The 23555-nt window shown below is 51.4% G+C and carries 26 protein-coding genes and 1 tRNA gene; 11 read left to right on the forward strand and 16 right to left on the reverse strand.

Features of this window, described 5'->3' with window-relative positions:
- Positions 1-9: 9 nt before the first annotated feature.
- On the forward strand, positions 10-1431 hold the full coding sequence (locus KIH39_RS25070; protein WP_213496677.1) for a WD40 domain-containing protein: 1422 nt from the start codon (positions 10-12) through the stop codon (positions 1429-1431).
- 75 nt (positions 1432-1506) lie between these two features.
- Here KIH39_RS25070 and KIH39_RS25075 read toward each other — a convergent pair whose 3' ends face one another.
- Positions 1507-1968: a hypothetical protein gene (locus tag KIH39_RS25075; RefSeq protein ID WP_213496679.1), complete on the reverse strand. Its 462-nt coding sequence runs from the start codon at positions 1966-1968 to the stop codon at positions 1507-1509.
- Between the two features lie 227 nt (positions 1969-2195).
- Positions 2196-2579, reverse strand: a complete 384-nt coding sequence (locus KIH39_RS25080) for a hypothetical protein (protein ID WP_213496681.1) — start codon at positions 2577-2579, stop codon at positions 2196-2198.
- 469 nt (positions 2580-3048) lie between these two features.
- Between KIH39_RS25080 and KIH39_RS25085 the strand changes: the two genes are divergently transcribed.
- Complete coding sequence (locus KIH39_RS25085) at positions 3049-3429, forward strand: RNA recognition motif domain-containing protein (RefSeq protein ID WP_213496682.1); 381 nt, start codon at positions 3049-3051, stop codon at positions 3427-3429.
- A gap of 186 nt (positions 3430-3615) precedes the next feature.
- Positions 3616-3894, forward strand: coding sequence for a hypothetical protein (locus tag KIH39_RS25090; protein WP_213496684.1), 279 nt, complete (start codon positions 3616-3618; stop codon positions 3892-3894).
- On the opposite strand, the gene KIH39_RS25095 is transcribed toward KIH39_RS25090, so the two are convergent.
- From KIH39_RS25095 to KIH39_RS25115, 5 genes are all read right to left on the reverse strand, one after another.
- On the reverse strand, positions 3887-4321 hold the full coding sequence (locus tag KIH39_RS25095) for a hypothetical protein (RefSeq protein WP_213496686.1): 435 nt from the start codon (positions 4319-4321) through the stop codon (positions 3887-3889). The genes KIH39_RS25090 and KIH39_RS25095 overlap by 8 nt on opposite strands.
- Positions 4322-4478: 157 nt before the next feature.
- Positions 4479-4787: a hypothetical protein gene (locus tag KIH39_RS25100; protein ID WP_213496688.1), complete on the reverse strand. Its 309-nt coding sequence runs from the start codon at positions 4785-4787 to the stop codon at positions 4479-4481.
- A gap of 249 nt (positions 4788-5036) precedes the next feature.
- Positions 5037-6086, reverse strand: a complete 1050-nt coding sequence (locus tag KIH39_RS25105) for a LolA-like protein (protein ID WP_213496690.1) — start codon at positions 6084-6086, stop codon at positions 5037-5039.
- A 74-nt stretch (positions 6087-6160) separates the two neighbouring features.
- Positions 6161-7240 carry a hypothetical protein gene (locus KIH39_RS25110; RefSeq protein ID WP_213496692.1) on the reverse strand — a complete coding sequence of 360 codons (1080 nt, stop codon included), beginning with the start codon at positions 7238-7240 and terminating at the stop codon, positions 6161-6163.
- 245 nt (positions 7241-7485) lie between these two features.
- Positions 7486-8013 (reverse strand): RNA polymerase sigma factor, encoded by a 528-nt coding sequence (locus KIH39_RS25115; RefSeq protein WP_213496694.1) that lies wholly within the window; start codon positions 8011-8013, stop codon positions 7486-7488.
- 784 nt (positions 8014-8797) lie between these two features.
- On the opposite strand from KIH39_RS25115, the gene KIH39_RS25120 reads away from it, so the two are divergent.
- Positions 8798-8998: a hypothetical protein gene (locus KIH39_RS25120; protein WP_213496696.1), complete on the forward strand. Its 201-nt coding sequence runs from the start codon at positions 8798-8800 to the stop codon at positions 8996-8998.
- 369 nt (positions 8999-9367) lie between these two features.
- Here the strand turns inward: KIH39_RS25120 and KIH39_RS25125 are convergent, their stop codons facing one another.
- From KIH39_RS25125 to KIH39_RS25140, 4 genes are all read right to left on the reverse strand, one after another.
- On the reverse strand, positions 9368-9553 hold the full coding sequence (locus KIH39_RS25125) for a hypothetical protein (protein ID WP_213496697.1): 186 nt from the start codon (positions 9551-9553) through the stop codon (positions 9368-9370).
- 80 nt (positions 9554-9633) lie between these two features.
- The gene (locus KIH39_RS25130) at positions 9634-10827 is read right to left on the reverse strand and encodes a cupin domain-containing protein (protein WP_213496698.1); all 1194 of its coding nucleotides are present in this window, start codon (positions 10825-10827) and stop codon (positions 9634-9636) included.
- A gap of 67 nt (positions 10828-10894) precedes the next feature.
- Positions 10895-11053, reverse strand: coding sequence for a hypothetical protein (locus KIH39_RS25135; RefSeq protein WP_213496700.1), 159 nt, complete (start codon positions 11051-11053; stop codon positions 10895-10897).
- Between the two features lie 427 nt (positions 11054-11480).
- Positions 11481-12302: an alpha/beta fold hydrolase gene (locus KIH39_RS25140; RefSeq protein WP_213496702.1), complete on the reverse strand. Its 822-nt coding sequence runs from the start codon at positions 12300-12302 to the stop codon at positions 11481-11483.
- Between the two features lie 992 nt (positions 12303-13294).
- Between KIH39_RS25140 and KIH39_RS25145 the strand changes: the two genes are divergently transcribed.
- Together KIH39_RS25145 and KIH39_RS25150 are read left to right on the forward strand one after the other, a co-directional pair.
- The gene (locus KIH39_RS25145; protein ID WP_246539426.1) at positions 13295-13744 is read left to right on the forward strand and encodes a MarR family winged helix-turn-helix transcriptional regulator; all 450 of its coding nucleotides are present in this window, start codon (positions 13295-13297) and stop codon (positions 13742-13744) included.
- 101 nt (positions 13745-13845) lie between these two features.
- Complete coding sequence (locus tag KIH39_RS25150; RefSeq protein WP_213496704.1) at positions 13846-14445, forward strand: DUF302 domain-containing protein; 600 nt, start codon at positions 13846-13848, stop codon at positions 14443-14445.
- Between the two features lie 243 nt (positions 14446-14688).
- Here the strand turns inward: KIH39_RS25150 and KIH39_RS25155 are convergent.
- Positions 14689-14760, reverse strand: a tRNA-Thr gene (locus KIH39_RS25155).
- A gap of 148 nt (positions 14761-14908) precedes the next feature.
- Here KIH39_RS25155 and hemF point away from each other — a divergent pair.
- The gene (gene hemF / locus KIH39_RS25160; RefSeq protein WP_213496706.1) at positions 14909-15784 is read left to right on the forward strand and encodes an oxygen-dependent coproporphyrinogen oxidase; all 876 of its coding nucleotides are present in this window, start codon (positions 14909-14911) and stop codon (positions 15782-15784) included.
- Positions 15785-16249: 465 nt separating this feature from the next.
- Here hemF and KIH39_RS25165 read toward each other — a convergent pair whose 3' ends face one another.
- The 3 genes from KIH39_RS25165 to pdxA form a co-directional block, all read right to left on the reverse strand.
- The gene (locus KIH39_RS25165; RefSeq protein ID WP_213496708.1) at positions 16250-16588 is read right to left on the reverse strand and encodes an FKBP-type peptidyl-prolyl cis-trans isomerase; all 339 of its coding nucleotides are present in this window, start codon (positions 16586-16588) and stop codon (positions 16250-16252) included.
- A gap of 128 nt (positions 16589-16716) precedes the next feature.
- Positions 16717-17343, reverse strand: coding sequence for a histidine phosphatase family protein (locus KIH39_RS25170; RefSeq protein WP_213496710.1), 627 nt, complete (start codon positions 17341-17343; stop codon positions 16717-16719).
- Positions 17344-17414: 71 nt separating this feature from the next.
- The gene (gene pdxA / locus KIH39_RS25175; protein ID WP_213496712.1) at positions 17415-18389 is read right to left on the reverse strand and encodes a 4-hydroxythreonine-4-phosphate dehydrogenase PdxA; all 975 of its coding nucleotides are present in this window, start codon (positions 18387-18389) and stop codon (positions 17415-17417) included.
- Between the two features lie 135 nt (positions 18390-18524).
- Between pdxA and KIH39_RS25180 the strand changes: the two genes are divergently transcribed.
- From KIH39_RS25180 to KIH39_RS25195, 4 genes are all read left to right on the forward strand, one after another.
- Positions 18525-19283, forward strand: a complete 759-nt coding sequence (locus tag KIH39_RS25180) for a hypothetical protein (RefSeq protein WP_213496714.1) — start codon at positions 18525-18527, stop codon at positions 19281-19283.
- Between the two features lie 565 nt (positions 19284-19848).
- Entirely contained in the window at positions 19849-21201 is a 1353-nt protein-coding gene (locus KIH39_RS25185; protein ID WP_213496716.1) for a PQQ-like beta-propeller repeat protein, read from the forward strand.
- Complete coding sequence (locus KIH39_RS25190; protein ID WP_213496718.1) at positions 21198-21962, forward strand: nucleotidyltransferase domain-containing protein; 765 nt, start codon at positions 21198-21200, stop codon at positions 21960-21962. Before KIH39_RS25185 ends, KIH39_RS25190 begins: the two co-directional genes overlap by 4 nt.
- Positions 21963-22061: 99 nt before the next feature.
- Positions 22062-22436: a VOC family protein gene (locus KIH39_RS25195; RefSeq protein WP_213496720.1), complete on the forward strand. Its 375-nt coding sequence runs from the start codon at positions 22062-22064 to the stop codon at positions 22434-22436.
- 573 nt (positions 22437-23009) lie between these two features.
- On the opposite strand, the gene KIH39_RS25200 is transcribed toward KIH39_RS25195, so the two are convergent.
- On the reverse strand, positions 23010-23315 hold the full coding sequence (locus KIH39_RS25200; RefSeq protein ID WP_213496721.1) for a hypothetical protein: 306 nt from the start codon (positions 23313-23315) through the stop codon (positions 23010-23012).
- Between the last annotated feature and the right edge of the window lie 240 nt (positions 23316-23555).

A 23555-nucleotide genomic window follows, 5' to 3' on the forward strand; every position in this document is an offset into this window, starting at 1 on the left:
GGATATTCCATGCGTTACCTATCTCTCTTTTTACTCTTCCTGTCGCCGGCGATGGGGCAGGAAAAAAAAGAGAAACCCCTGAAGCCGATCGAGGAAATCAAGCTCGATCGCAAGGATCCCATTAGCTACGAAAAAGACGTCGAGCCGATTTTCGCCGATAAGTGCTTCGTCTGCCATTCGGGGAATGTGATCGAAAGCAAGTTCGACATGAGCACTTACGCCGGCGTGATGAAAGGCGGCAAGCGCGGCACGGTCATCATCCCCGGCAAGGCGAGCGATAGTTTTCTCTACAAAGTCTCCGGCCATCGCGAAAAGCCGGTCATGCCATTAAAAGGTGAGGATCCGCTTTCTCCGAAGGAGCTGGCACTGGTCAAAGCCTGGATCGATCAGGGGGCCAAAGCTCCGATGGGGATGCGGGAGAAAAAGAAAATCGTGTTGAACCTGCCCCCGGAATCGGTCAAGCCGGTGCGGGCCGTGGCTTTCGGCAAGAAGATTATTGCGGTCGGTAGAGCCAATCAGATCAACATCTACGATTCTGAGAAATTCGATTTCGTTAAAACTCTGCTCGACCCCGATCTGAAGACGGCCGACGGTAAACCGGCTAAGGCCGCACATATTTCGCTGGTGGAATCGCTGGCTTTCAGTCCCGATGGGAAAACGCTCGTCAGCGGCTCATTTCAAGAACTGAACATTTGGGACATCGACTCCGGTAAGCTGAAAAAGAAACTCACCGGCTTTGCCGATCGGGTGACCGCACTGGACTTCTCCCACGATGGCAAGTACCTGGCCACAGGAGGCGGCGCTCCGACCGAGGATGGCGAACTTCGCCTCTATCAGACCTCGGACTGGAAGCTAATTCAGGATATCAAACCGGCCCATAGCGATACAGTTTATGCCGTGCAGTTCAGCCCCGATAACACCAAGCTGGCTTCGAGCGCGGCCGATAAGTTCGTTAAGGTTTTTGAGGTGCCCTCGGGCAAGCTGCTGAAATCTTTCGAAGGCCATACGCACCACGTCCTTGATGTGGCCTGGAAGTCGGACGGCAAAGCGCTGGCCAGTGCCGGGGCCGATAACGTCATCAAAATCTGGGACTACGATAAGGGCGAGCAGATTCGTACCATCCAGCAGGCCCACACCAAGCAGGTCACCCGTCTGGCTTTTATTGGCAAAACGCCGACGTTCATGTCGGTGAGCGGCGACAACGCTTTCAAGCTTTGGAATAGCGACAACGGCGGCATGCAGCGAAACTATTCGGGCAATATCGATTACCTGTACGCCCTGGCGATCAGCGACGACGGCAAGCTGGCGGCGGTCGGTGGAGAAGAAGGTGTGGTTCGCGTGTACAAGATCGAGAATCCGCAACCGATCAAGGTGTTGCTGCCACCGGGCGAAATCAAGAAAGACCCGCCGCCCCCGCCGACGAAGAAGTGATTCTCGAAGTTATCGGAAAAAATGCGAAGCGGCGAATCCGGAGATTTCGGACCACCGCTTTTTTTTGGCTTTAGATTAGATCTCTTCATCGACCAGCAGCGGTTGCCTATCGGTATGAGTCATCACCCGGTAATCCCGGGAAGGTGTTCGACAAATCACATAGACGTGCGGCTGCTGTGCTTTGTCGAATGCAATAACGCCACGAACGCCCTGGCGGGTCGGATACCATATGCCATTCGCCAGCACCCTGCTCGAAGGAATGATCACCGGGTGGTAGCCGATTTTATTCCAGCCGCCCTCATCCAGAGTTTGCTTCCAAGTCCAAGCCGTGCGCGGCAGAAAGCACTTGGTGTCCTGATTGCCCCACATGGCGATCTGGAACTGTCCCTGAAACCGTACCGGGAGCAGCCGACGGGAGTCCTTTGCCAGAAAGCGGTATTCGAGATCCGACCCGCTCTTGTGGAGCCGATTCCCCAGGTGATACTGCGAAATAAAACCCTCGGGAATTTCGGAAGAGCGAAGAGCAATTCCATCCATTGCTGACCCCTTGTGAAAAGCGAATGATACTGAACATCAGTACACTTACTGAAAATTCCAGAGGTTTGCAATGTCGGTTGCAGACCGGAAGAAAATTCGCGAGTGCCTGAGGTTGATTCGTTCCGCCAAAACGTCTTCGAGTTCGACCATCTCCCCGGGAGGAACATAGTCATAACCGAAGTCGACGGGGGGCGCAATACCGATTTGAATACTCGAAAAAAGATTTTTCAGGACGGTTTTTGCTCGTCGAGGAGTCGCCGGGTTTCTTTCAGCGTTGCGGCGATGGGAACGATGTGGGCCTTATTTTCAAAGAGATCGTAAGCGATGGCGGTTTCTCCCAGTTGCGCGAGCAAACGCAGGAAAGTTTCAAAAGCGGCGAGATCTCTGAGGGCGATCGGTTTCAGAGAGCTGTCACCGGTTCTCGCCAGATATCGTTCGAAGAGATCCAAGTCAGTGAAGGCGATCGGATGGCTACCCAGGTTGTTCGACCATTTGATCAACTCCGGCAGCACCGCCCCGCTGTCAGTCAGGCTCGCTTCGCGGCGCACGAAATACGTGGGAATGGTGATGTGGAAGGAGCCATCGTCAAATAGCTCGTGAAGGTCGATCATCTGGTGCCTTTCCGAATTTCGGGGACTCATTTGATCTTAAGCCCTTGTGGAAAATTGTGCAAAAAGCGGGCGTAATTCTGAAGCTGAAAAAAAATCTTTTTCACAGGCTTGAGGATCTTTCCTCCAAGTGCAAATCGCCTACCGTTCAATCGCGAATGCTTGTCCTCACTCTCGACTTGAGGCGACTTTTTGCCCGAAGATTCCTGCTCTTTTCAGCGGATTCGACTCTTTTGGGTGGACGAAAAAAATCCGATGTCTACACCCCAGGCAACTACTCCGGAAAGGCGTGCGATCGACGAGGGGTGAAGATCTTAAATTCAAAAATACTTGCAAAAATTAAACTATTTCGCGGGAATCGGCTTTTATCGCTTACAATAAGAGAAGTTACATAGTTCGAACCAGCGGGGTATTACTCTCCCAACTGGTAGTCAAAGTTAGCGATTACGAGTAATCGCGAGTAAAGGTTTACATGTCAGCGAAGAATTTGTATGTGGGTAATCTGGCCTTCTCCACGACCAGCGAAGACCTCAAAACAGTCTTTACCCAATTCGGGGAAGTACTCAAAGCACAAGTGGCGACCGACCGTGAAACGGGACGTTCGCGTGGATTCGGATTCGTAGAAATCGCTTCCGGCGGCGACGAAGCTATCGCAGCCATGAACGGAGCCGATTTCCAAGGACGCAATTTAACTGTAAACGAAGCAAAACCTCGTGAAGAACGCGGTGGCGGCGGCGGTCGTAGCAGCGGCGGCAGCGGCGGCGGTTACGGTGGGGGCGGCGGTCGCAGTGGCGGCGGCGGCTACGGTGGTGGTAGCGGCGGCAGCTCAGGCGGTCGCAGCCGACGTTATTAATAGGCGAGTTTCAATACTTCCTAGCATCTTTCCACGATTTCCAATCCCGACTGACGATTTTCGTCCTTCGATGCTCAGCCGGGACTTGGAAATCTCCTAACGAACGACTTTTAATACTCTCGGCCATTTCAATTTGAATCGCTATCGAGGGAGTATTATCTCAAAAATGGGATGCACGTCCTCAAGATGGCTTTTATCTATCCTACAGCCGAGCATCCCGCCGGCCGCGGTTCCAATCCCTGGTTCCGGATGAGCGACGATCATCTATACGCCGCCTTCGGCCATCCTCTCGGTGCTTCCTTCAAACCCTGGTATCAGATTATCGGTGCCGAAGTCTTTCCCACGGCGAGCCATCCGAATGGGGCTTCCGAAGTGGCGCACTTCCTGATTCAGGGAGATAAGATCATTTCCGGCCCCGGTTACACCGAGGCGAAACCATCCGTTGCCGTATTCACCATCAAATAAGAATTTTGCCATTGCGCTGACAGCCGCAGGCTCTGCAATTCGGGCAAATCATCCAGACGAATGTTTTCGTACAGCACTTTTCGCAAGTGGCCGAGAAGCGTTCGTCCACAGCCGTCTCGCATCGCCAGCAATAGTCGAAGGAATCCCCCGCGCGCATCGCCAGCCGGGTGTGGTCTTCCAGAGGCTTGTGATTCTGCAGGCGATGGGCTAATTGCCCGCAAAGGATATTGAGCCAGCGGATTTCGAGAGGGCTGAAGAGCTTGCGGTCCATCTGGAAGATGGCGTTCAACGTCTCCTGCGCTTTTCGGGCGGCTCCCTCCACTTTGGGCGAATGCCGCGCGGCCATAACGATCTGTCGGTAGGTTTCGATAGCCTGCTCAACCTGATCTCGATTTGCCTGCTGCAGCCCGACGCTACTCGTAATCATAGCGGTATCCCATCTGTGCGATCTACCTGCTCAATCGAGGCGATATGGCTTTAACGGAGTGAACGGAAGCGGAAATCGCCTGGACAGCGAGAGGATCGTTAGAAAAGCGATTGCCCTCTAACGATCCGAGAAGCGTGTGGAGAGCGGAAGAAATCAGTTAACTTGCAGCGGAATTGCAGCTGGGCAGATTGCCCTGCGTGAGTTCGTACTCTTCCAGGAGTTCCTTTTCGCGATCGGCGAAATTGACGCAAATTTCACGCTTGTACTCGGTGGCCTTTTTAATATCGACCCCCGAACGACCCGCAAAATCTTCTTTCAAACGAGTTCGAAGGGTAGTTCCGTCGCCCTCGGCCATGCCGATGTAGATGCAGTTGTCTCCGGCAAACAAGGCGTAAACTCCTGCGGCATTAGGCGCTTTGTTGACGTTTTCCTGATTGAAGGTGTAGACTTTGCCCAATATAGGCACGGAAACCCCTTTTTAAATGGCCCGGCCCGCTAAGAGCCAGTTCGAAGTGAAAAGCAGGAATTTCTAACGCGAAAGGAACTAGCTTCCCCTCGGAGGAATATCCTGTCTAATTAGTTTATGAACTTTTGTCCGAAAGTCGAAATACTTGTTTTGTTTGCAAAAATTTGAAAGCTCGAGTTTAAGCGAATCGGAATCTTTCTGAAAGATTCCGAACGCGATCGAGGCGACAAATTCGAGCAATTCTCGCAACTACTTATCGAGTTCTTTCAACTCTCCATCGCTGAGTATCACCGATTTAGTACTTCCCACAAAAATTGCGCGGATCTTGCCGTCTGGCTGCGTCCAACTCAAAAGCAGTTTATCTTTGTCCTTTGGTTGCACGATCTTTCCGCGGTATTTTGTAGTGGGATCGGTCAGGATAAGCTGAAGTAACATGAAGCCGGGAATATGCTCTGAAGGCACAAATTTGCATTCTTTGATTTTCTTTTCGAAAGCTGCTATGAGCTGGTTGTCAATTCGATCGACTTTTGGATACTCATCGAATAACTGAACGTAAGCCGTTAAAGAATGAGCGATTTGATCAGCGGCCCAATCGTACACATTCCAGATTTTCGCCCGGTAGCCTTTTGGCGGCGTGATTTCGAAGAGATTTTCTGTTTTCACATTCCATTCGACCTTGTTCAAGCGGGAAAAATCCCCAGTTTCATCATCGGGTTTCCAATCCATTCGTACGGGTCGCTTCGATTCCGAATGAACCCAGATGCGATAATCCCATTTCGATTTTCGATCCTCCTTGGTTTTCACGTCAAAACGAAAGCATTTAATGCCATCGATTTCTTCTTGTGCATCGGCTTTTCGATTCGAACCATCAAATTGCGCGAAATGTTTCAAAGCAATTGCAAAAAAGTCCGACTGGTTTTCCATCACCTGTTTTTGAGAGAGTTCACAATAAATTTTTTGTCCATGATCGATGCTAATTCCTTTTCCATAGGCGAGAACCACTAGAGTCGATTGATGGAAAATATTCGAATCATCGATTCGGTAGTTGCCGGGAGAAGACCAAAATACTTTGCTCGGCAAAATAGCCACAGCTTTTTCATCCTTGCCTGAAGAAGCTATCGCAGGTCTTGGTTTTCCATTACTCATCAGAGAAACGAGTTCTGCGGAAAAGGAATTCATCTCTAAGGGTTTTTGGACGGTTTGGCCCATCCCTCGATTTGCTTGTTCGAATGGAATCGCCATCGCAAAAAAGAGAATCACTAAATTCCTGGAAGCGAAGGACCAAAATCTTCGATACATAATAACCCTCCTTGAAATGAGAGTAGACCGGAAGCATCGCGGCCTATCCGCTTAGGTGGTGAGCGGGTTACTGACTATTTTTCAAGGGCCTTCGATTCGTCGGCCGTGGTGAGTTTCGATTTCAAATCGCCAAAGATAACGCGGACTTTCCCATCCGGCTGAATCCAATGCAATAGGATTTTTTCTTTATCCTTCGGTCCCACAATTTGCCCGCGGTAACTCGCTCTGTAATCGGGGCTGGAGGTGACGGTATTTTGCAATAGCATGAAGCCGGGAAGCAAATTGATCGCCTCGCCATTTTTGGCATTTCGAAGTTTCGTTTCAAAGTCGGCGAGCAACTGATTATCGAAGCGCGAGACCTTGGGATATGTCCCGTACAGTTCGGCGTAAGCTTTCAACGATCCTATTATTTGTTCCGCTACCCAATCGTAGGAATTGTCTGCTTCCTTGAGGCGATAACCATTTGGAATGGTTGTATCGAACGTGGAATCCGTCGCGACATTCCAGCTGAAATTGGTCATTCGAATCGTTCTTTGGTCAGTACCAAACGGATCGGCAGGATCCGCTTTAAAATCCACCCGAATGGGTCGTTTTGTTTCCGGATGGACCCAGATCCGATAATCCCATTGCGGATTATGCGTTTTGAAGTCTTTTTGGAATAAATCGAAACGGGGGCACTTCAATCCTTCCACTTCATCAATGGCGATCGGTTTCCGCTCGGAATCTTTGAATTCCATGAGATTATGGAAGAAGGAATTCGCGAGTTTCCTAGATGACTCGACATCTTTGGCAGGGATTTCCTCGACGATTTTGCTCCGATGATCAATGCTTAAACCTTTCCCTTTCGCTGTCATTATTCCTACAAGCAAGGGCTTGGGGTATGTTTCCTCGCGAAAATCTCCCGAAGCGGACCAGATAATTTTCCCAATGGTATCGTTCATTTCCTGGGAATCGCCCTCGACACCTTTTGGGGTATTTCGTGTCTCTTCGTTCTCCTTTAAAATTTCTATTAAGGCGGAAAAGGACTTAATCTCCTCCATTTTCTGAGCGACCTGCCCCAAAACTATGCCCGGCCGAGAGAGAACACTTAAAAGCGTCAGGCCTATCAGCAGCACGAACGCCGTCGAGACGCTATACCAGGTTCTTCGATCCATGATAAACCTCCGCAGTAAGGAAGACGCGCTGTAAGCAGGGTCTTCGGAAATCAATGTCAGCAGAAGTTCCCTATCTCTGTCGTGGGAAGCGTTGAGAGTTTTCCAGAAGACTCGCGATCGATGGAGTAAAGTCCGCAAATGTTCTTGGCGGGCTGTGCAGTTCGAACAGGTTTTTAGGTGCGACCACAACTCGGGATCAGCTTCCCCCAGCAGCGAGTCAATCAGCGATTCGTCCTGGCTACAAATCATGATTGCACCTCGGAAGGTTCATCTGAATGCCACCATTTCGCCAAACGCGCAAGCGCTTGCTTGATCAGAGCGTAGGTTCCCGAACGAGATCTTTGCAGGCGATCCGCGGTGGTCGCGACGTCTTCTTCCTGAAGAAAAAAGAGACAGATGGCCATTCGTTCTTCTTCCGGCAACCGAGCGATCAGTTCGCGAACATCGTTAGGCGTATCATTCAACTTGCGATCGGTCTTATCGCTTAATGGTTCAAGCTTCTTTTTCCTAACCGTTTCCTGTACAACCCGGCGTGTTACACCTGCCAGCCAGAAGGAAAAATGTTCCGGAGTCTTCAATGTCGCCAATTGGCGATAGGCCCGCAAAAAAGTCTCCTGCGTAATATCATCTACCGTCGATTGATCTCGATTTGCGGTCAAAGCGATCGTACGTACCAACCCGGCATGACGATCGTAAAGCAAACCAAACGCTCTACGATCGCCAGCTAATACTGCCGCAACAAGTCCCGCGTCCGTACTAGCAACCTTACTCATGCTCAAGACAAGTGCTCGAATTGAGAAATTTGTCCAAAACTATTTCAAATTTACTGAAAAGCCTCGATTTTAAAGGATCTTTCAAAAGTGCCCACCGCAACGCCGGGCAGTTGCAGTTACGCTGAGTGTGCGACAGCTGTGCAAGTGTTTGAGGGAGGGATGAAAAATGATTTCGAATCTAAAGCTTTCGGCCGAAAAATCAAACCGTTTCTATTCTTCACAAGTTCGCACAACAAATGTTCGATATCTGCGACTTCAATATCGGTTCGAGTTAAATAGCGAAGCTCGGCGCTTTCTGTTTTTAACCGAATTCAGCAGAAATGGCCTAAATTCTCCCGATTAGCAAAGAATGTTCGGAATTCTCGGTGAAGACGCTTCCACGATGCTAAAAAAACCGCCGAAATTTTTCGCAATTCAGATCGGTCCGAAGCCATAAGTCCTCGCATACAGTAAAATAATAAATCAGTGCGGTGACCGTGTAGTTCTCCGCCGGTTGATCGAAGGTTCATCGAGAAGCTGAATTCCTTCTGGGTGGACCACGCTACCGGCTCGATGACTTCACCATCCGTGGAGGTGGAAACGCAAGTTCCGAAATTGCGACTCTATCCCCGGAATCGCAAGTACCGCAAATGGAGAGGGCTCTTTGGCCCCAGAGTGGATCTTCGATAACGAAAAAATGGAATTCGGTGACGCTTTCGAGAACCGTGTGTTTCAGCGTATTAGTACTGAGAGACCGCAGGCTTGATCTCGTCTTGGACAAAACGCCTTTCACAGGAAAAGTATCATGACCACGCTGAACTCGAGTACCGGCATACCTTTGGAGAAACGCCAAGAGATCTTCTTGAGTTTGGTTAAAGCCCAGGATCAGGGATTGAGCGTGTCCAAGTCCCGGACGGAGGCGGCACGTCAGTTCGGCGTTTTAGAGGACGATGTGAAGGCCATTGAACGCGAAGGTTTGGATGCGAATTGGCCGCCGTTGAGCTAATTCGAACGAATGCTTTCCAGCATATCCGAGATAGCGCCCCACAGGCTCTTGGGCAACCCTCCCTCTCGGGCGGCTCCTGGCACAACGACCAGGAGTGGTGCGGGTTTCCTGCTTCGCTCGCTCCTCACTCGAGGTTTAATTTCTTTTCGAGCGGATGATTGCTTGCGGATACCCAAAGGATGAGGTGATCCCACTTCATCTATGAGGATGTAACACCGTCGGATCCGGGCATTGCCTGCAGGGATACCGCTAGCAGCTTAGACTGATGTAGGCTTGGCTTTCTATCGTACGACTGCCGCTTTCAGAATCGTCCTCGCTGCCGGCGTGAGTGCGATATCGCCAGGAAATTTTCGCCTAAGCCAATCGATTCTATCTGGCAACGCCTTTAACATGCGAATCCAACTCGGCTTCGAGCATCTCGGACTTTCGAATTGGTCCGCCGATACCCGTAACGACGCTCCGGGACGGCGGATCACTGGCCGGAAATGATTCCTCTGATGCTAATTGAACCTGATCCTGAGATTCCGGCTGGGGCAAAGTATCGATGATCTTCATGGAATCACTTAATTGAACTCCCATCACAGTAACTGAAATCCACATCTCACAAAGATTCGGCGAGTAACCAAACCGGACTCTCATTCGCGTGGCTGAAGTTTAGCGTGCCCCTGAGGAGCGATGAAAACATCTTCCTTCGGAAACATCTGGAATAACTCCCTTGGCTTACCAAAGTTGGTGGCCAGCACGTCGGCGGGGTTCCCGGCGATCCACTGCGACAGGTCGATCACCTCGTAAGTGCCCGAATTGAATCCAATCAGAACCCGGCATGGTTTGTCCCCAACGTTTTCGATGGAGTGCCCATAGCCCTGGGGAATGTACCCCACGTCTCCTTTTTGCAGGGTTTCGGTCCGGTATCGGCCGTGCGAACCAAACATCGTTACACTGATATTTCCCTCGATCAAGTACTGCCATTCGTCCGCATTGGGATGCCAGTGGAGTTCCCGCAATGCGCCCGGTTCGAGATCGAGAACGACGCCGGTGATTGTCTTCGAGATCGGGAATCTCGTTGAATCGAGTCGCCATTCTCGGCCGCCTTTGAAGACCTTGTGAGGGGGTTGTTCGAGAAGCTGATATTTGTGAGTCAGAGCGGGTAATTTTCGTCCCTGCAACGGGACGGCGGGCTCTGTCGGGGGCACCGCGCCCCGAGCGAAGTAGACTTCCTCTTTCGGGAAACCATCGAAGCTCGACTCCGGGAGGCCGAAGTTCTTTGCGAGTAGAGCTTTTGGAGTGTGTCCCAGCCAATCGCTGATACTGAATGTTCCAAACTCGGAAAAATATCCGTTGTCGAAAATCAAAATGAAATGGCAAGGTTTATCGCCGAGGCACTGGAGCATGTGACCGTGCCCGCGCGGGAAGTACCACACGTCGCCGGGCACGAAGTCGTTCGTCTCGCCGTTTCCTTGTGGATCGATGACCGTGGTGCGGACGTGGCCGCTGAGCACCAGAGCCCACTCCGCTGCCGTCGCGTGCCAGTGGAGTTCCCGCATTGCCCCCGGTTCGAGCTGCATCGAGACACCGGCAATTCCCTTGGAAATCGGCAACTGGGCGACGGTCGCTTCCTTCCCGAAACTGTTGCCAATCACTTTGCCTTCCGATTTTTCCAAAGAGAATTTGAAAGTCGGCAGATCTTTGCCCGCAAGCAGTGGGTCGGGAACATTGTTCTGGAAAGATGGATCGCTAGCCGCTGCCGACGCAGCTCCCCCCAAACTATCCATGGCGGCCATGAAAGCGGCCGCGCCGAACAGAAACTCTCGACGCTGTACGTTCGACATGACTTCTCCCGGGTGAAACGCCGGCCAGCAAGTTCCTCTCTTTACAGTTGCTGAACGCAAGCTGGCTTTACTTCTTACCTACATGCTTGCTAAGGAACTCTTTCATCAGTCCAGCGATCTCATCTCCATTGGTTTCCAGGGCGAAGTGACCCGCGTCGAGGAGGTGGTAATGCAAAGTCTTCAGGTCGCGTTTATAAGGCTCGGCCCCGGTGGTTATGCGGTTCATGCTTCTGAAAGCCGCGCGTAAATCGACCGAAACGTCGTAGTCCCGTGCACAGAGGGAATCCTTATTCCCTCTGATTTTTTCGGTGAACTCTTCCATCCTGTTTGCCAGATTGTCAAATGTGTAATGCAACTTCAAACGAGATGGCAGCGAACTGGGTCCGTAGTCGGGTGTGTCGACCGGAGAGTGGTCTGCCAGCGCCGGTCTCAAATTTCGGAAAAGTCGCGAACTGGTGAGAAAACTTGAAGCGCTGGCAGAGTCGGGGCTACCTTGGTGCCCGCTTCTCCATAGAAGTTCTCCAACTCCCTCACCCGGCTGGGTTGAAAAGCCCCCCCAGGCGCTAACCGTAATCGGAAATAAAAATCGAGAGGACTTCATGAAACCGATTCTGGATGCACCTCAAAAGGAGAGCGTTCTATTGGAAGTTGCTTTACCCCTGTAGGAAGGCCAGCAGATCGGCATTGACCCGGTCTTTGTGAGTACTGGTGAGACCATGCGGTGCACCTGGGTAAATTTTCAGAGTTGAACCTTTGACGATTTTGGCCGACAGTAGCGCCGAAGCGGCGATAGGTACGATCTGATCGTCATCGCCGTGAATAAACAGTGTCGGAATGTCGAATTTCTTGAGATCCTCGGTCAGATCGGTCTCGGAAAAGACTTGAATGCAGTCGAAGGCATTCTTGAAACCCGCTTGCATGCCCTGTAACCAGAAGAAGTCGCGAAGGCCTTGAGACACTTTGGATTCTGCTCTATTGGCACCGTAGAAAGGCGCGCTCAGCTCTTTAAACAATTGGGAGCGGTCCGCGAGAAAATTCTTTCGCAATCCATCGAAGACTTCGATGGGCAACCCCCCGGGATTCGCTTTGGTTTTCAGCATCAAAGGGGGAATTGCCCCAATAAGCACGGCCTTCGAAACACGCTGCGTGCCATGCCGGCCGATATAGCGAGCCACCTCACCGCCACCGGTAGAGTGTCCGATGTGGATGGCGTTTTTAAGATCGAGAGTTTTCACCAACTCCGCGAGATCGTCCGCATAGGTGTCCATATCGTTGCCATCCCAGGGTTGACTGGAGCGGCCATGACCGCGGCGATCATGTGCAATTACTCGATAGCCATGTTCACCTAAAAAATACATTTGGTCCTCCCAGGCATCGGCACTCAGTGGCCAACCATGGCTGAAAACAACGGGCTGTCCCGAACCCCAATCCTTGAAGTAGATCTTCGTGCCGTCTTTGGTTTTGAACTCACTCATCGGCTAGCTCCTTATTTCTCGCAATTTAGATAGATCGGTAGTTTCGATTACGAGGGATGGTATCTGAAAATGGCAGGTTCAGCGAATCGCTTCTGACGAAAAAGAAAATCCAACTTTCGACGGCGGAAGGAAGGCTAAAGCTCGTCCCGAATATAAAACTTAAAGGCGAGTTTGCAGGCCTGTCCATCTGTCCCAGGGACCTCATCACACTCACATTCGAACCAAACGCCATGAAACTGAGAATTTGATCCTCCGAGCCAATTAAAGCTTTCATGAAACCGCGCGTCTCGAAAAACATTTGCGTCCGAGCGAGGGGCGCCAAGAATAGCCGGACAATTCGGTCGCTAGCTGCTATCAAACTGTCGGTTTCTTTGCTGACTCTGCCAGTTGTTTCCACCCGAACCTGCAGTTTCACTTTGGTGGCTGATCTTTCTGTCCTGCTCATCAATTCACTGCGAAACCTACTATCGATACCCTCGGACTTCATCTGCTCTTTCAGTGCGTCCGAGACTTCCGGATCTTCTCGTTCAAGTAATCAATGCTCGCCGAGAATTTTCATGGTTCAAATCTTCACTTGACGAGCCCATTTTGGAAGCCCTACCAGCTAGGACTCAGCCAATTTCGAGTGGATCGTATCAATACGGTTTCCATCGTCCGGCCTCTGACATGTCTTACTAAGCGTAAGCGGTAGACAGGCCGTTCGATAGTTTCGCGAAAGTGAAGTCTGCGGATTGAAAGCGGGACAAAAGGAAGAGAAATTTATTATCGAAGAATCAAAAGGGGAGGTTTGATGAGTTTGCAGGCTCGATGCGTCGAAGAGCCGTTGCGAACTCCGCTCCAAGTCCGATTCACTTTTCGAGCACTTATGCGGCACTTTTAGCCAAGATCGCAGACTCCTTGGTATCTGCCAGATCGAGAATCGTTCGCCAAAGAGCAAAGTTTTGCCGCACTTTTTGCTAGAAAAGGGGGTGACTTGCATATACAATTCACGTATGAGCCAGAAAAAAAACTACGCGACCCGCATGGCCAGCTGTTGTCTCGGTTTTCGCATGCGCGTACTCAACCGGGTGGTCAGCGGGATCTACGATGCGGCCCTGCGGCCTCATGGGGTTCGTGTCAGTCAAGTCAACATTCTGGTGGCCATTGCCTATTCGGGCCCGGTGCGGGGCGTCGATCTTTGCCACACCATGATGATGGATCAGTCGACCATGAGCCGGGATCTCGAACGGCTTATCGCTCGAAAATGGATAAATACTACCCCCGGGGTTGGGCGAGCTAACCTGCTCGAGATAACCGACCTTGGTCGCGCGCTCATTGAAAAAATTGGACCCGATTGGGAGAAGGCTCAGGCTCAGGTTCATGAGATCTGCGGACCTGCACTGGCCGCCAATATCTTGGAAGCGGTCGTCCGCCTGGATAAATTGGAATCCCAAAAAATGTAGGCTCTCTTAACTTGCTTGAAGCTGGGAACCGCGATCAGTACCGGTCGGGTAGTCGGTAAATGAAATTTTGAGATCCAATAACACTTAAAACGGAGAGAGTTATGAAGTTTTTAATGTTGCAGGCGGGATTCGTATTAGCTTCATTATCGATTTCGAGCGGACCTAATCCCTCCGCACCCAGTAAGACAGTCGAAAAAGATGATGCATCATCCCTGCGGGAAGTGAAAACGATTAGTGTTGAGCACGTTCACATTTCCGCGGAGAAGTCGTATGAGGCGGTTACCAAGGCCTTTCTCGAGCAACTGGGTAAGCTCGACTCTACCGAGTTCCGCCAGTCCCTTGCAAAAAAAGACGCGGAAGCGACTCGAGCCAAGCTCGAACGAATGAAAGGTTCCAGCGGATTCATGCTTTTCGAAGCCCAGGAGCACGGCAAGCTCTTGCATCTGGTCGGACAGGACAAGCAAGCCGTACAGTATGTGATCGGAAATCCGCTATTCGCAGTCGAAATGACTCGATTTGACCTTCGAGCCAGTCTTTATGCTCCTCTTCGCGTGTTAATCTATTCATCCGAAGGCAAGACTCACATCGAGTTCGACCGACCGTCCAGCCTGTTTGGACAGTTTCACAGTGCGAAAATCGACCGAATTTCTAAGGGCTTAGATCAAAAATTGGAGGATTTGATATCCGCTTCGATCCGGTAATTTCGGAGGGATCGTCTCGAATTGATTTACAGACATCCCAAGTAAGGGTTCTTAGCCAACAAGTGCTGGACTTTCCCCTGGGGATGCTCCCCGGACGAATGCAAAATAAAGAAAACTTTGGAACAGATGTTTGGGTGAATTCTGAGATTGGTTACAAATTGGCAACAAAACCCATGTCAATCTGAAGTGTTTCAGACAATAAAAAGCCCCGCAAGTGCTTGACACTGCGGGGTTTAAAAAAACAGCCGCCTCGGGGATTTGAACCCCGGACCCCCGCTTTACGAAAGCGGTGCACTACCGCTGTGCTAAGGCGGCTTCGATACCAAGAGACACTATCCCTCTTAGATCGGTTCGCTCATCGACAAACTATAAATTAGTTTACGCATCGATTTTGACAAGCCCAACTTCCCCCGACCCCATTGTGAATAAAACAAACTACGAGTCAATTGGAGGGGATACTATCATGCATAAACGAGCCGTTGAATATCTTCTGGGTCTGCAGGATCGGATTTGCAGCCGGTTGGAACAATTGGATGGCCAAGCCAAATTCCGAGAAGACACCTGGAAGCGTGAAGGAGGCGGCGGCGGACGCACTCGAGTCATAGGCGATGGCCAGGTCTTCGAAAAAGGGGGCGTCAATTTCTCCGAAGTTTTCGGGGAAATGACCCCGGAATTCTCCAAGCAGATCCCCGGCGATGGATCCAAGTTTACCGCAACTGGTGTCTCGCTGGTAATCCATCCCCGCAATCCGTTTGTCCCTACGGTTCACGCCAATTACCGCTTCCTCACCAAAGGCGACATGACCTGGTTCGGCGGCGGTGCCGATCTGACGCCTTATTATCCGTTTGAGGAAGACGCCGTGCATTTCCATCAAGTGCACAAGAATGTCTGCGACAAACATCCGGACGCCGCGAATTACGCCAAAATGAAGAAAGACTGCGACGAATATTTTTACCTGCCGCACCGCAAGGAAGCTCGAGGAATCGGTGGAATATTCTTCGATTATCTGCAGGGCGATATGGAAAAAATCTTTGCGTTCGTCCGGGACGCCGGGGACGCCTTCACAGAAGCGTATGGGCCGATAGTCGAACGGCGTCGCAACTTACCTTATGCCGAGAAGCATCGCTACTTCCAGGAATTTCGCCGGGGACGTTATGTGGAATTCAATCTGATCTACGACCGGGGAACGATTTTCGGCCTGAAGACCGGCGGGCGAACGGAATCGATTCTGATGTCGCTGCCGCCCACAGTGCGCTATCTCTACGACTACCATCCCGAACCGGGCTCGGAGGAAGCGAAAATCGCGGAAATTGTCACCAATCCTCGGGATTGGGTTTAGAATTGGGCGCGCAAAATAAGCGTTCTGAAGTTATCGGATTTCAGTGACCAGACAAAAAGGTGCGGGTTGCTAGCCTTCCCGCCGATAGAGCCGGAGGGCCAAACCGCTTATTTGCGATGGCGGATACGCGAACGCATACGTCGCTTCTTGCGACCAACTTTTCGGCGACCACTACCGCGTCGACGGGCACCCATGCAGACCTCTCCTTGCAATTCGGAACTTCAAGAGTTATCAATTCGGGAACAAATGTTTTTAGATAATTTCTCCCGATACGACAAGTGGTTAAGCTCAGTTGTCGGTGGCTTTGGCAAAAAATCCCGCACTAATCGGTGGAATCTTCCATTCGAGGCCAAATCCCGGCCAGCGATACCGCTTTTCGAGTTCATTCCATTCGGTAGGAGTGCGGCATCTTCTAATGAATTTGAGGATGCCTATTCGCTCAAACGAAAGTCTTAGAGTTGTGGGTCAGCTGACGCCTAACAACTCAATCGTGAAGTGGAGGGTCGCATTCGGCGGAATTACGTCGTCGATACCTGCTGCTCCGTAGCCCAGTTTACCGGGAATCACCAGTTTCCGGGTACCGCCGATTTTCATCCCGGCGACTCCTTCGTCCCAGCCTTTAATCACCATGCCCGCCCCGAGACGGAAACCAAAAGGACGGTTGCGGTCCCGGCTGCTGTCGAATTTGCTGCCGTTATCAAAGGTGCCTACGTAGTGTACGGAGACCTGTTTGCCCGCGACCGCTTCGGCTCCCGTTCCGACAACCACGTCTTCATACTGAAGGCCGCTTGGAGTAGTAATCATAACGCTCATCCTAAAAGAAATTTTTTCTCTCTCCCCAATGTAGCGATTTGCGTTCCTTTTGGCGGGTAGTGGGAGATGTGGGGAGCGAAAAATCTTTGGAACGGCCTGAAGCGTAAGCTCTCGCGAGATCAGGCAACCCCTTGAAGATGAAAATTCGAATTCAGCACTTGCACGCCGGTTTTCCCCTTCTCATTCACGACCAGGGAGATGGAACAGTTATCCAGGGAGAATTTGCGAGCCTTGGCCGCCCCCAACCCCAATAAGTCCGCCAGGTAGACGCGATTGACAATATGGTGGCTGACCACCAGAACCGCTTTACCCGCATGGCGAGTGATGATCTCCTCGATGGCACCCCGAGTACGATCCAAGACCTGCTGAAAGTTCTCGCCTCCTTTATAACCCTGCACGGCCGGATTAGCCATGAACCGGTCATAAAGACCCGGCTCGTTCTCTTTGATCTCTTCCCAGCTCTGGCCTTCCCAGTCGCCAATATCACATTCGATGAGAGACTGCACGGCAACCGGTTTGATTTTGTGCGGAGCGGCCAAGATCTGAGCAGTCTGCAGAGCTCGCAACATCGGCGATGAGTACACGGCATCGAGTGGGCGAACCGCCAGAAATTCCGCCGTCACCCGGGCTTGCATTTCACCTACCGAATGCAACGGGGGATTTTGCCGCCGTCCCTGGAGCAAGGCGGGGTGAGCCAGATTGTTAGCCGTGGCGGCGTGCCGCAGAAGATAGAGAATTGTTCGCATTCAGCTTTCCTAGTTAGGCGTTCAAGGAGCTTGTATACGCTTGAAAAAAATCCGGTGAATTTCTTGCAACGTTATCGATGCTGGACCAGCAGCACGGCCACCTCAGCCGCCGCGATCAGGCTTCCTTCTTCCGCAATATTCTGCCCGGCGATGTTGTAGGCCGTGCCGTGTGCGACACTGGTGCGAATAATTGGCAGACCGCTGGTAATATTCACGCAACGCGGACCGCTTCGCAACTTCATGGCGATGTGTCCTTCATCGTGATACATGGCCACAATGCCGTCAAAGTCTCCCTTGTTTGCCAGAACGAACAGCGTATCGGCGGGGTGGGGGCCACTGGCATCGATTCCTTCCGCCCGGGCCAATCGCACGGCGGGAGCAATGATCTTCTCTTCCTCATCACCAAATAGTCCACCATCGGAACCATGCGGATTCAGGGCGGCCACGGCGATACGCGGTGGCTTCTTTCCCAACCGAGGAAGAAGATCCTGCAACAGCCGGATTTTTTCCAGCACCGCCTCTGTACTCAATTTCGCAAATACATCCCTCAAAGCACAATGTAAAGTCACGTGGGCCACCGCCAGATCGTCGCCGTAGAGTACCATGGCATAGTGCGGAGTGTTTGTCTTTTCCGCCAGGATTTCCGTGTGCCCCGGGTAGTGAAGATCCGCGGCCCGCAATCCCTCCTTGTGTAAAGGAGCCGTGACAATCGCGTCGATGATTCCTTTCTGGGCCGCTTCGATCCCGGCCACCAGAAAATCGTACGCGGCCTGTCCCGCCTCTCGGCAGACCTTCCCCAGTTGCACCGATTCGAGATTTTCGCGAGTGCACTGTCGGCAAGGAATCTGATGGGGATTCGCCGGGTGGGATTCCTCAACGACCCGACAGTCACCTTTGAGTTGTTGAATCGCCCTTTGCAGCGAAAAGACGTCTCCATAGACCACCGGGGCACCGATCTCGCACAGCCGCGGCCAGGCTTTTACGACAATTTCGGGACCAATCCCGGCCACATCGCCGAGCGTAATAGCTAAACGGGGAATACTCATTTAGTTTTCTTAACGCTTAGCGGGTGTTTTCAGCAAGCAAATTTGTTCCTAATACTAAATCCTTGCCTTGTTTCCCGTTCAGAGTTAAGCTTCATCCGTGAACTTGTACACTTCCATCCTGAAAGGGTAAACCCCATGCGACGGCTGATATTTCTGGTGCTGCTGGTGCTGGCTGCGGCGGGCGGCTACCATCTTTACAAAGATAAAGATGCCCGCAAACTCCTTCAAAGCGTAGTGGATAAGGCCACGAAGAACCCGCTGGCCAAGACTCCCAAGGAAGCGGCCGATTACTTTTTGAAGGCCATCAAAGACCGGGATTACGAACGGGCGGCCGATTATTGCACCTCGGCCTATGCCGAGCAGTTGCGGGCCGGGGCAGCCGATGCCAAGAAATTGGGCGATGCCATCGATGGCCTGATGGACAAAATGAGTCTGGTCAAAATCACCAACATCGGCGAGTGTAAATACGTACTCTGGTGTATGGATCCATTTCCCAGGGAAGGTTTGGCCATCGTGGTGAGTGAGGTCAATGACCCCAAGGTCAAGACGGCGGCCGGGACTTTCGTGTTGTCACCGAAGATCCTCGGGGTTGATCGCATTCCCGATCAGATGCCGCAAAATTACCACCCCAGTCGGGATTTCATTGGTGGCCTGTATAAAGGTCTCCCCGAACGAATCAATTTCGTTAAGGAAGGGGAGGGGGATAAGGTCAGTTGGAAATTGGATATGCCCTGTCCTCCCGAGGTGGTCTCGGCCGTGCAGAGCATGAAGAAAAACGAAGGTTCGTTGGCTCGGGAAATCCGTGATCTGTCGCAGAGTATCAATAAGGATGCGGCGATCAAAGAAGATTTCACTCGGTTCTTTGTGGAGTTGGTGAACAAGTGGGCTATGTGAATCTTGGCTGATTGGCTTTCGTTCGGTGGCTTTCCGTAGGTGATTAAATCGAAAGCCATTTAACCGCAGAGCACACAGAGATCACGGAGGGAATCAGACTGAGGGTGCGGTTTTCTCGGATTCTCTAGTCAGTTGAAAATGCGAAGCATTTTCAACACAAAGCAGGCATGAGCATTGTGTATTGTGTATTGAAGTCTTGTATTTCTCTGTGTACTCTGCGGTTAGCTGCATTTAAGAATCGTGATGCGAGGGAACTGGCCCCGGTTTCGGTGGCTTTCCGTAGGTGATTAAATCGAAAGCCATTTAACCGCAGAGCACACAGAGATCACCGAGAGAATCAGACTGAGGGTGCGGTTTTCTCGGATTCTCTAGTCAGTTGAAAATGCGAAGCATTTTCAACACGTAGTGATCACGAGTCTTGTATTTCTCTGTGTACTCTGCGTGCTCTGCGGTTAGCTGCATTTAAGAATCGTGATGCGAGGGAACTGGCCCCGGTTTCGGTGCCTGTCTCCTAGAATCTCAGCCTGCACTGCGGTTAAACGAGATTAACATTTAAAGGGTTCCCATGAATCGTCTGGCTTTTGCTCTAGTCGCCTTATGCTGTGCCTGCAATTCGGGCCCGGTTGCCAAAGACTCTGAAAAAGCCTCGCCCGATACCAAACCGAGCGACACACGAAAAGCCGGTTCCGACTGGCCGATTTTCCTGGGCCCCAGCTCCAACAGCGTTTCCACCGAAAAAGGTATCCTGAAAAACTGGCCCAAAGAAGGATTGAAGGTTCTCTGGGAAGTGGAAATGGGGCTCGGCTATGCCCCGGTGGTCATCAGTGAAGGCCGACTCTTCCACTTCGATCGCTTCGGAAAGAACTGTCGTCTGACCTGCCGCACCAGCGAAACGGGAAAACTTCTCTGGAAATTCGACTACCCCACCGACTATCAGGACTACTACGGCTACGATCCCGGCCCGCGCTGTGGGCCGATGGTTGATGGAGACCGCGTTTACATTCACGGCCCCGAAGGCATGCTACACTGCGTCAACGTGGCCGATGGGAAACTGATCTGGAAAGTCGACACGGCCGCTAAATTCAATGTCCTGCAAAACTTCTTTGGCGTCGGCAGTTGTCCCATCGTCGAGGACGATCTGCTAATTGTTCAGGTCGGCGGCAGTGCCGATGAAGCGCCCCCCAACGATCACCTTAAAGCCAAGGGCAATGGCTCCGGGATAGTCGCCTTCGACAAGAAAACCGGCGAAGTGAAATGGAAATCCTCCGATCAACTGGCAAGCTACTCCAGTCCCGTGATTAAGACCATCCAGGGGGAGCGCTGGGGCTTTATGTTTGCTCGCGGCGGGCTGGTCGCCTTCAATCCGAAGAATGGCAAAGTTCATTTCGAATTCCCCTGGCGAGCCAAGTTCCGCGAAAGTGTGAACGCCAGCAATCCCGTCGTCGTCGGTGATGAAGTGCTGATTACCGAATGCTACCAAATCGGCGGGGCCTTGCTCAAGGTCGGCAAAGATAAGCCGGAAGTGATCTGGAGCGATGAGAAGAAAGGCCGCGAGCAGAGCCTGGCCTGCCACTGGAACACCCCCATTCATGTCAACGGCTATGTTTATGGCTCGAGCGGCCGGCACGAAGCGCAAGCGGAATTACGCTGCGTGGATTGGAAAACCGGGGAGGTGCAATGGTCTCAAAAACGCCTGACCCGATCTTCGCTACTGCTGGTGGACGATCATTTCCTGTGCATGACGGAAGATGGGGAACTAATTCTGCTCGAAGTGAACCCCAAAGCCTATAAGGAAGTCTCTCGGTGGAGGACCGATCTGGTTCCGCCGTGCTGGGCGGCCCCCATTCTCTCGCACGGCCTGCTCTACATCCGGGGTAAAGACCGCCTGTTATGCTGCGAGTTGATTCCGAACAAATGAACGAACTGATTCGCACAGAACTCGAAGCCATCGAGGAGCGCGAGAAGGTTCGTATTCTGTATGCCTGCGAATCGGGCAGCCGGATGTGGGGCTTTGCTTCGCCGGATAGCGATTTCGATGTCCGCTTCATTTATGTCCGACCGCTCGATTGGTATTTAGCGATCCATGTCGAAAACAAACGGGACGTCATCGAACGGATCACTTCCGAAGATCTCGATCTGGTCGGCTGGGATCTTCGCAAGGCGTTGGGACTGCTGCAAAAGTCTAATCCTTCGCTCCTGGAATGGCTCTACAGTCCGATTGTTTATCGGGAGAATCTCCCCTTTATCGATCGGATGAAGGAACTGGCTCTGCAATTCTTTTCGCCGATGGCCAGTTTCCATCACTATCGAAGTATGGGGCCCAACCACAATCTGAAATACCTCCAGCGCGAAGAGGTGAGTTACAAGAAATACTTGTATCCCATCCGGGGAATCCTGGCCGCGCAATGGCTGGAGCAGGGCCGGGGTATTGTGCCGGTTCGGTTCGATGAATTGTTCGATGCGCTGGTGTCGGAAGGTCCGTTGCGATCGGCGATTCTGGATTTACTAAGGGTCAAAAAGACGAGTGGAGAAAAGCAGTCCGGTGGAAGAATCGCTGTGCTGCACGAGTTCATCGATTCCGAGATTGCCCGACTGGAAAAGGTCGTGCTACCTAACGCTGCAACGCGTGCCGATGTGTCGGAGTTGGATCAGTTTTTTCGAGAGACCGTCAAAAACTGAACCCAATTATCACTCCCATTTACAATGGTCGGTATTGGTGATTTTTGATAAACCGGGTGGAGCATTTCGGATGCTCGCCCTCTTGTTCGGAAGAAGCCTATGCAAGCAAGTGCAGTACTGGACCTCAAGGCCTTCGTGCCCTCGAAAGATTATGAGCTTTCTATCCAGTTTTACAAGGATTTGGGTTTCAAGCTCAATTGGCAAGGTGATGGCGTTGCGGAGTTTCAAGTCGGTGCCTATCGCTTCTTGTTGCAGAAATTTCACGTGGAGCAGCACTCGGCCAATTTCATGATGCACTTGATGGTAGAGAATACCGAGTCTTGGTGGGCTCACATCACGGCCATCGACCTGCCTGGAAAATATCCGGGAATCACGGCGAAAGCCCCGGCCATGCAGCCTTGGGGACTTCGCGTGTTGTTCCTTTCGGACCCTACAGGCGTCTTGTGGCACTTCGCGGATAGAGTGGGGAAGTAGATAAGTAGAGAAGATGATTAACATTTTAGAAGTCAAGAAGTAAGGAAGTTAAGAATGTAGTGGTTTTTTCAAAATGATATCTGGCCTATTTGATGTAGCTTGTGCGTTTGCTCTCGCGCTCCTAGATATGATTCCGGTAAACGCTGCGAACCAATTCAAGGAGAAAGGGTGGGTATTCCTCTGAGCCATACTCTTGCTCAAGGAATTCGGATAAGCGTATGATTTGGTCGTGAGAGAGTTGATCTAATGAAAACCAGTGGGACTCTTTCCCATTACTCATGCTGGCATGATCGAGAAAATACCACCAATTCTGCTGAGTTTCGTAAGCGTCCTCAGGAATGCCACAAAGAACTAATAAAGGCTGACATCGAGCTAACCATTCCCGCCACTTGAGATGAAATGTTTTGTCCTTTCTGAAGCTCATAACTAACGCCTATTGATATGAGTCAAGAAACTTCGCGGTTCGACACACCTCCGCACTTTTACAGGCTACCCCGAGATATGTGACCGAGCACGCAAGGTACGCACCCGAATCACAGTTTTTGAAGTCGAGAGCTTTGATCGCATGAATTGTTATTGGCGTTTCATCTTCTCCATCGAGGCTTTGATCGGATTCATGAGGGTCGGGTTCATCGATACGCGAAGCACTTCGCCCATCAATCCGTTCAACGCCTCCTTCAAATCCTTCTCGTATTTTGCCTGGAGGGCTTTATCCTCCTCCGGGGAAGGTTTCGCCATTGCTTTCATCTGATCCTGTAATTTGTTGACATCCGCAACGATACTGTCGATGCGGGAAACGGCCGCTTGCGAAGATTTTTCATCGGTGATGTTATGGAGAGCGGCAGTCAATTCTTTCATTTTCGCAATCGAATCTTTCATGAGAGATTCGTGGGTCGGCTTGGAGCAGCCTGACGACACCAAGAGAAAAAAAGAGGCCGTGAGGCAGATCGAGAATCGAAGCATTGCAAAAATCCTTTCGGCCGCCCGCAGACGACAAGTCGAACTAATGGTTATCCCTGGCGCAGAGAGTAACCGTTAGTCCCACCGGCGTCAAATTGAAAGGAGAATAAAACAGAACAATTCTCCGATTGCGACCTGTGACTTCTTCCATTCCTTCTC

The organism is Telmatocola sphagniphila, from assembly GCF_018398935.1.
GTDB lineage: Bacteria > Planctomycetota > Planctomycetia > Gemmatales > Gemmataceae > Telmatocola > Telmatocola sphagniphila.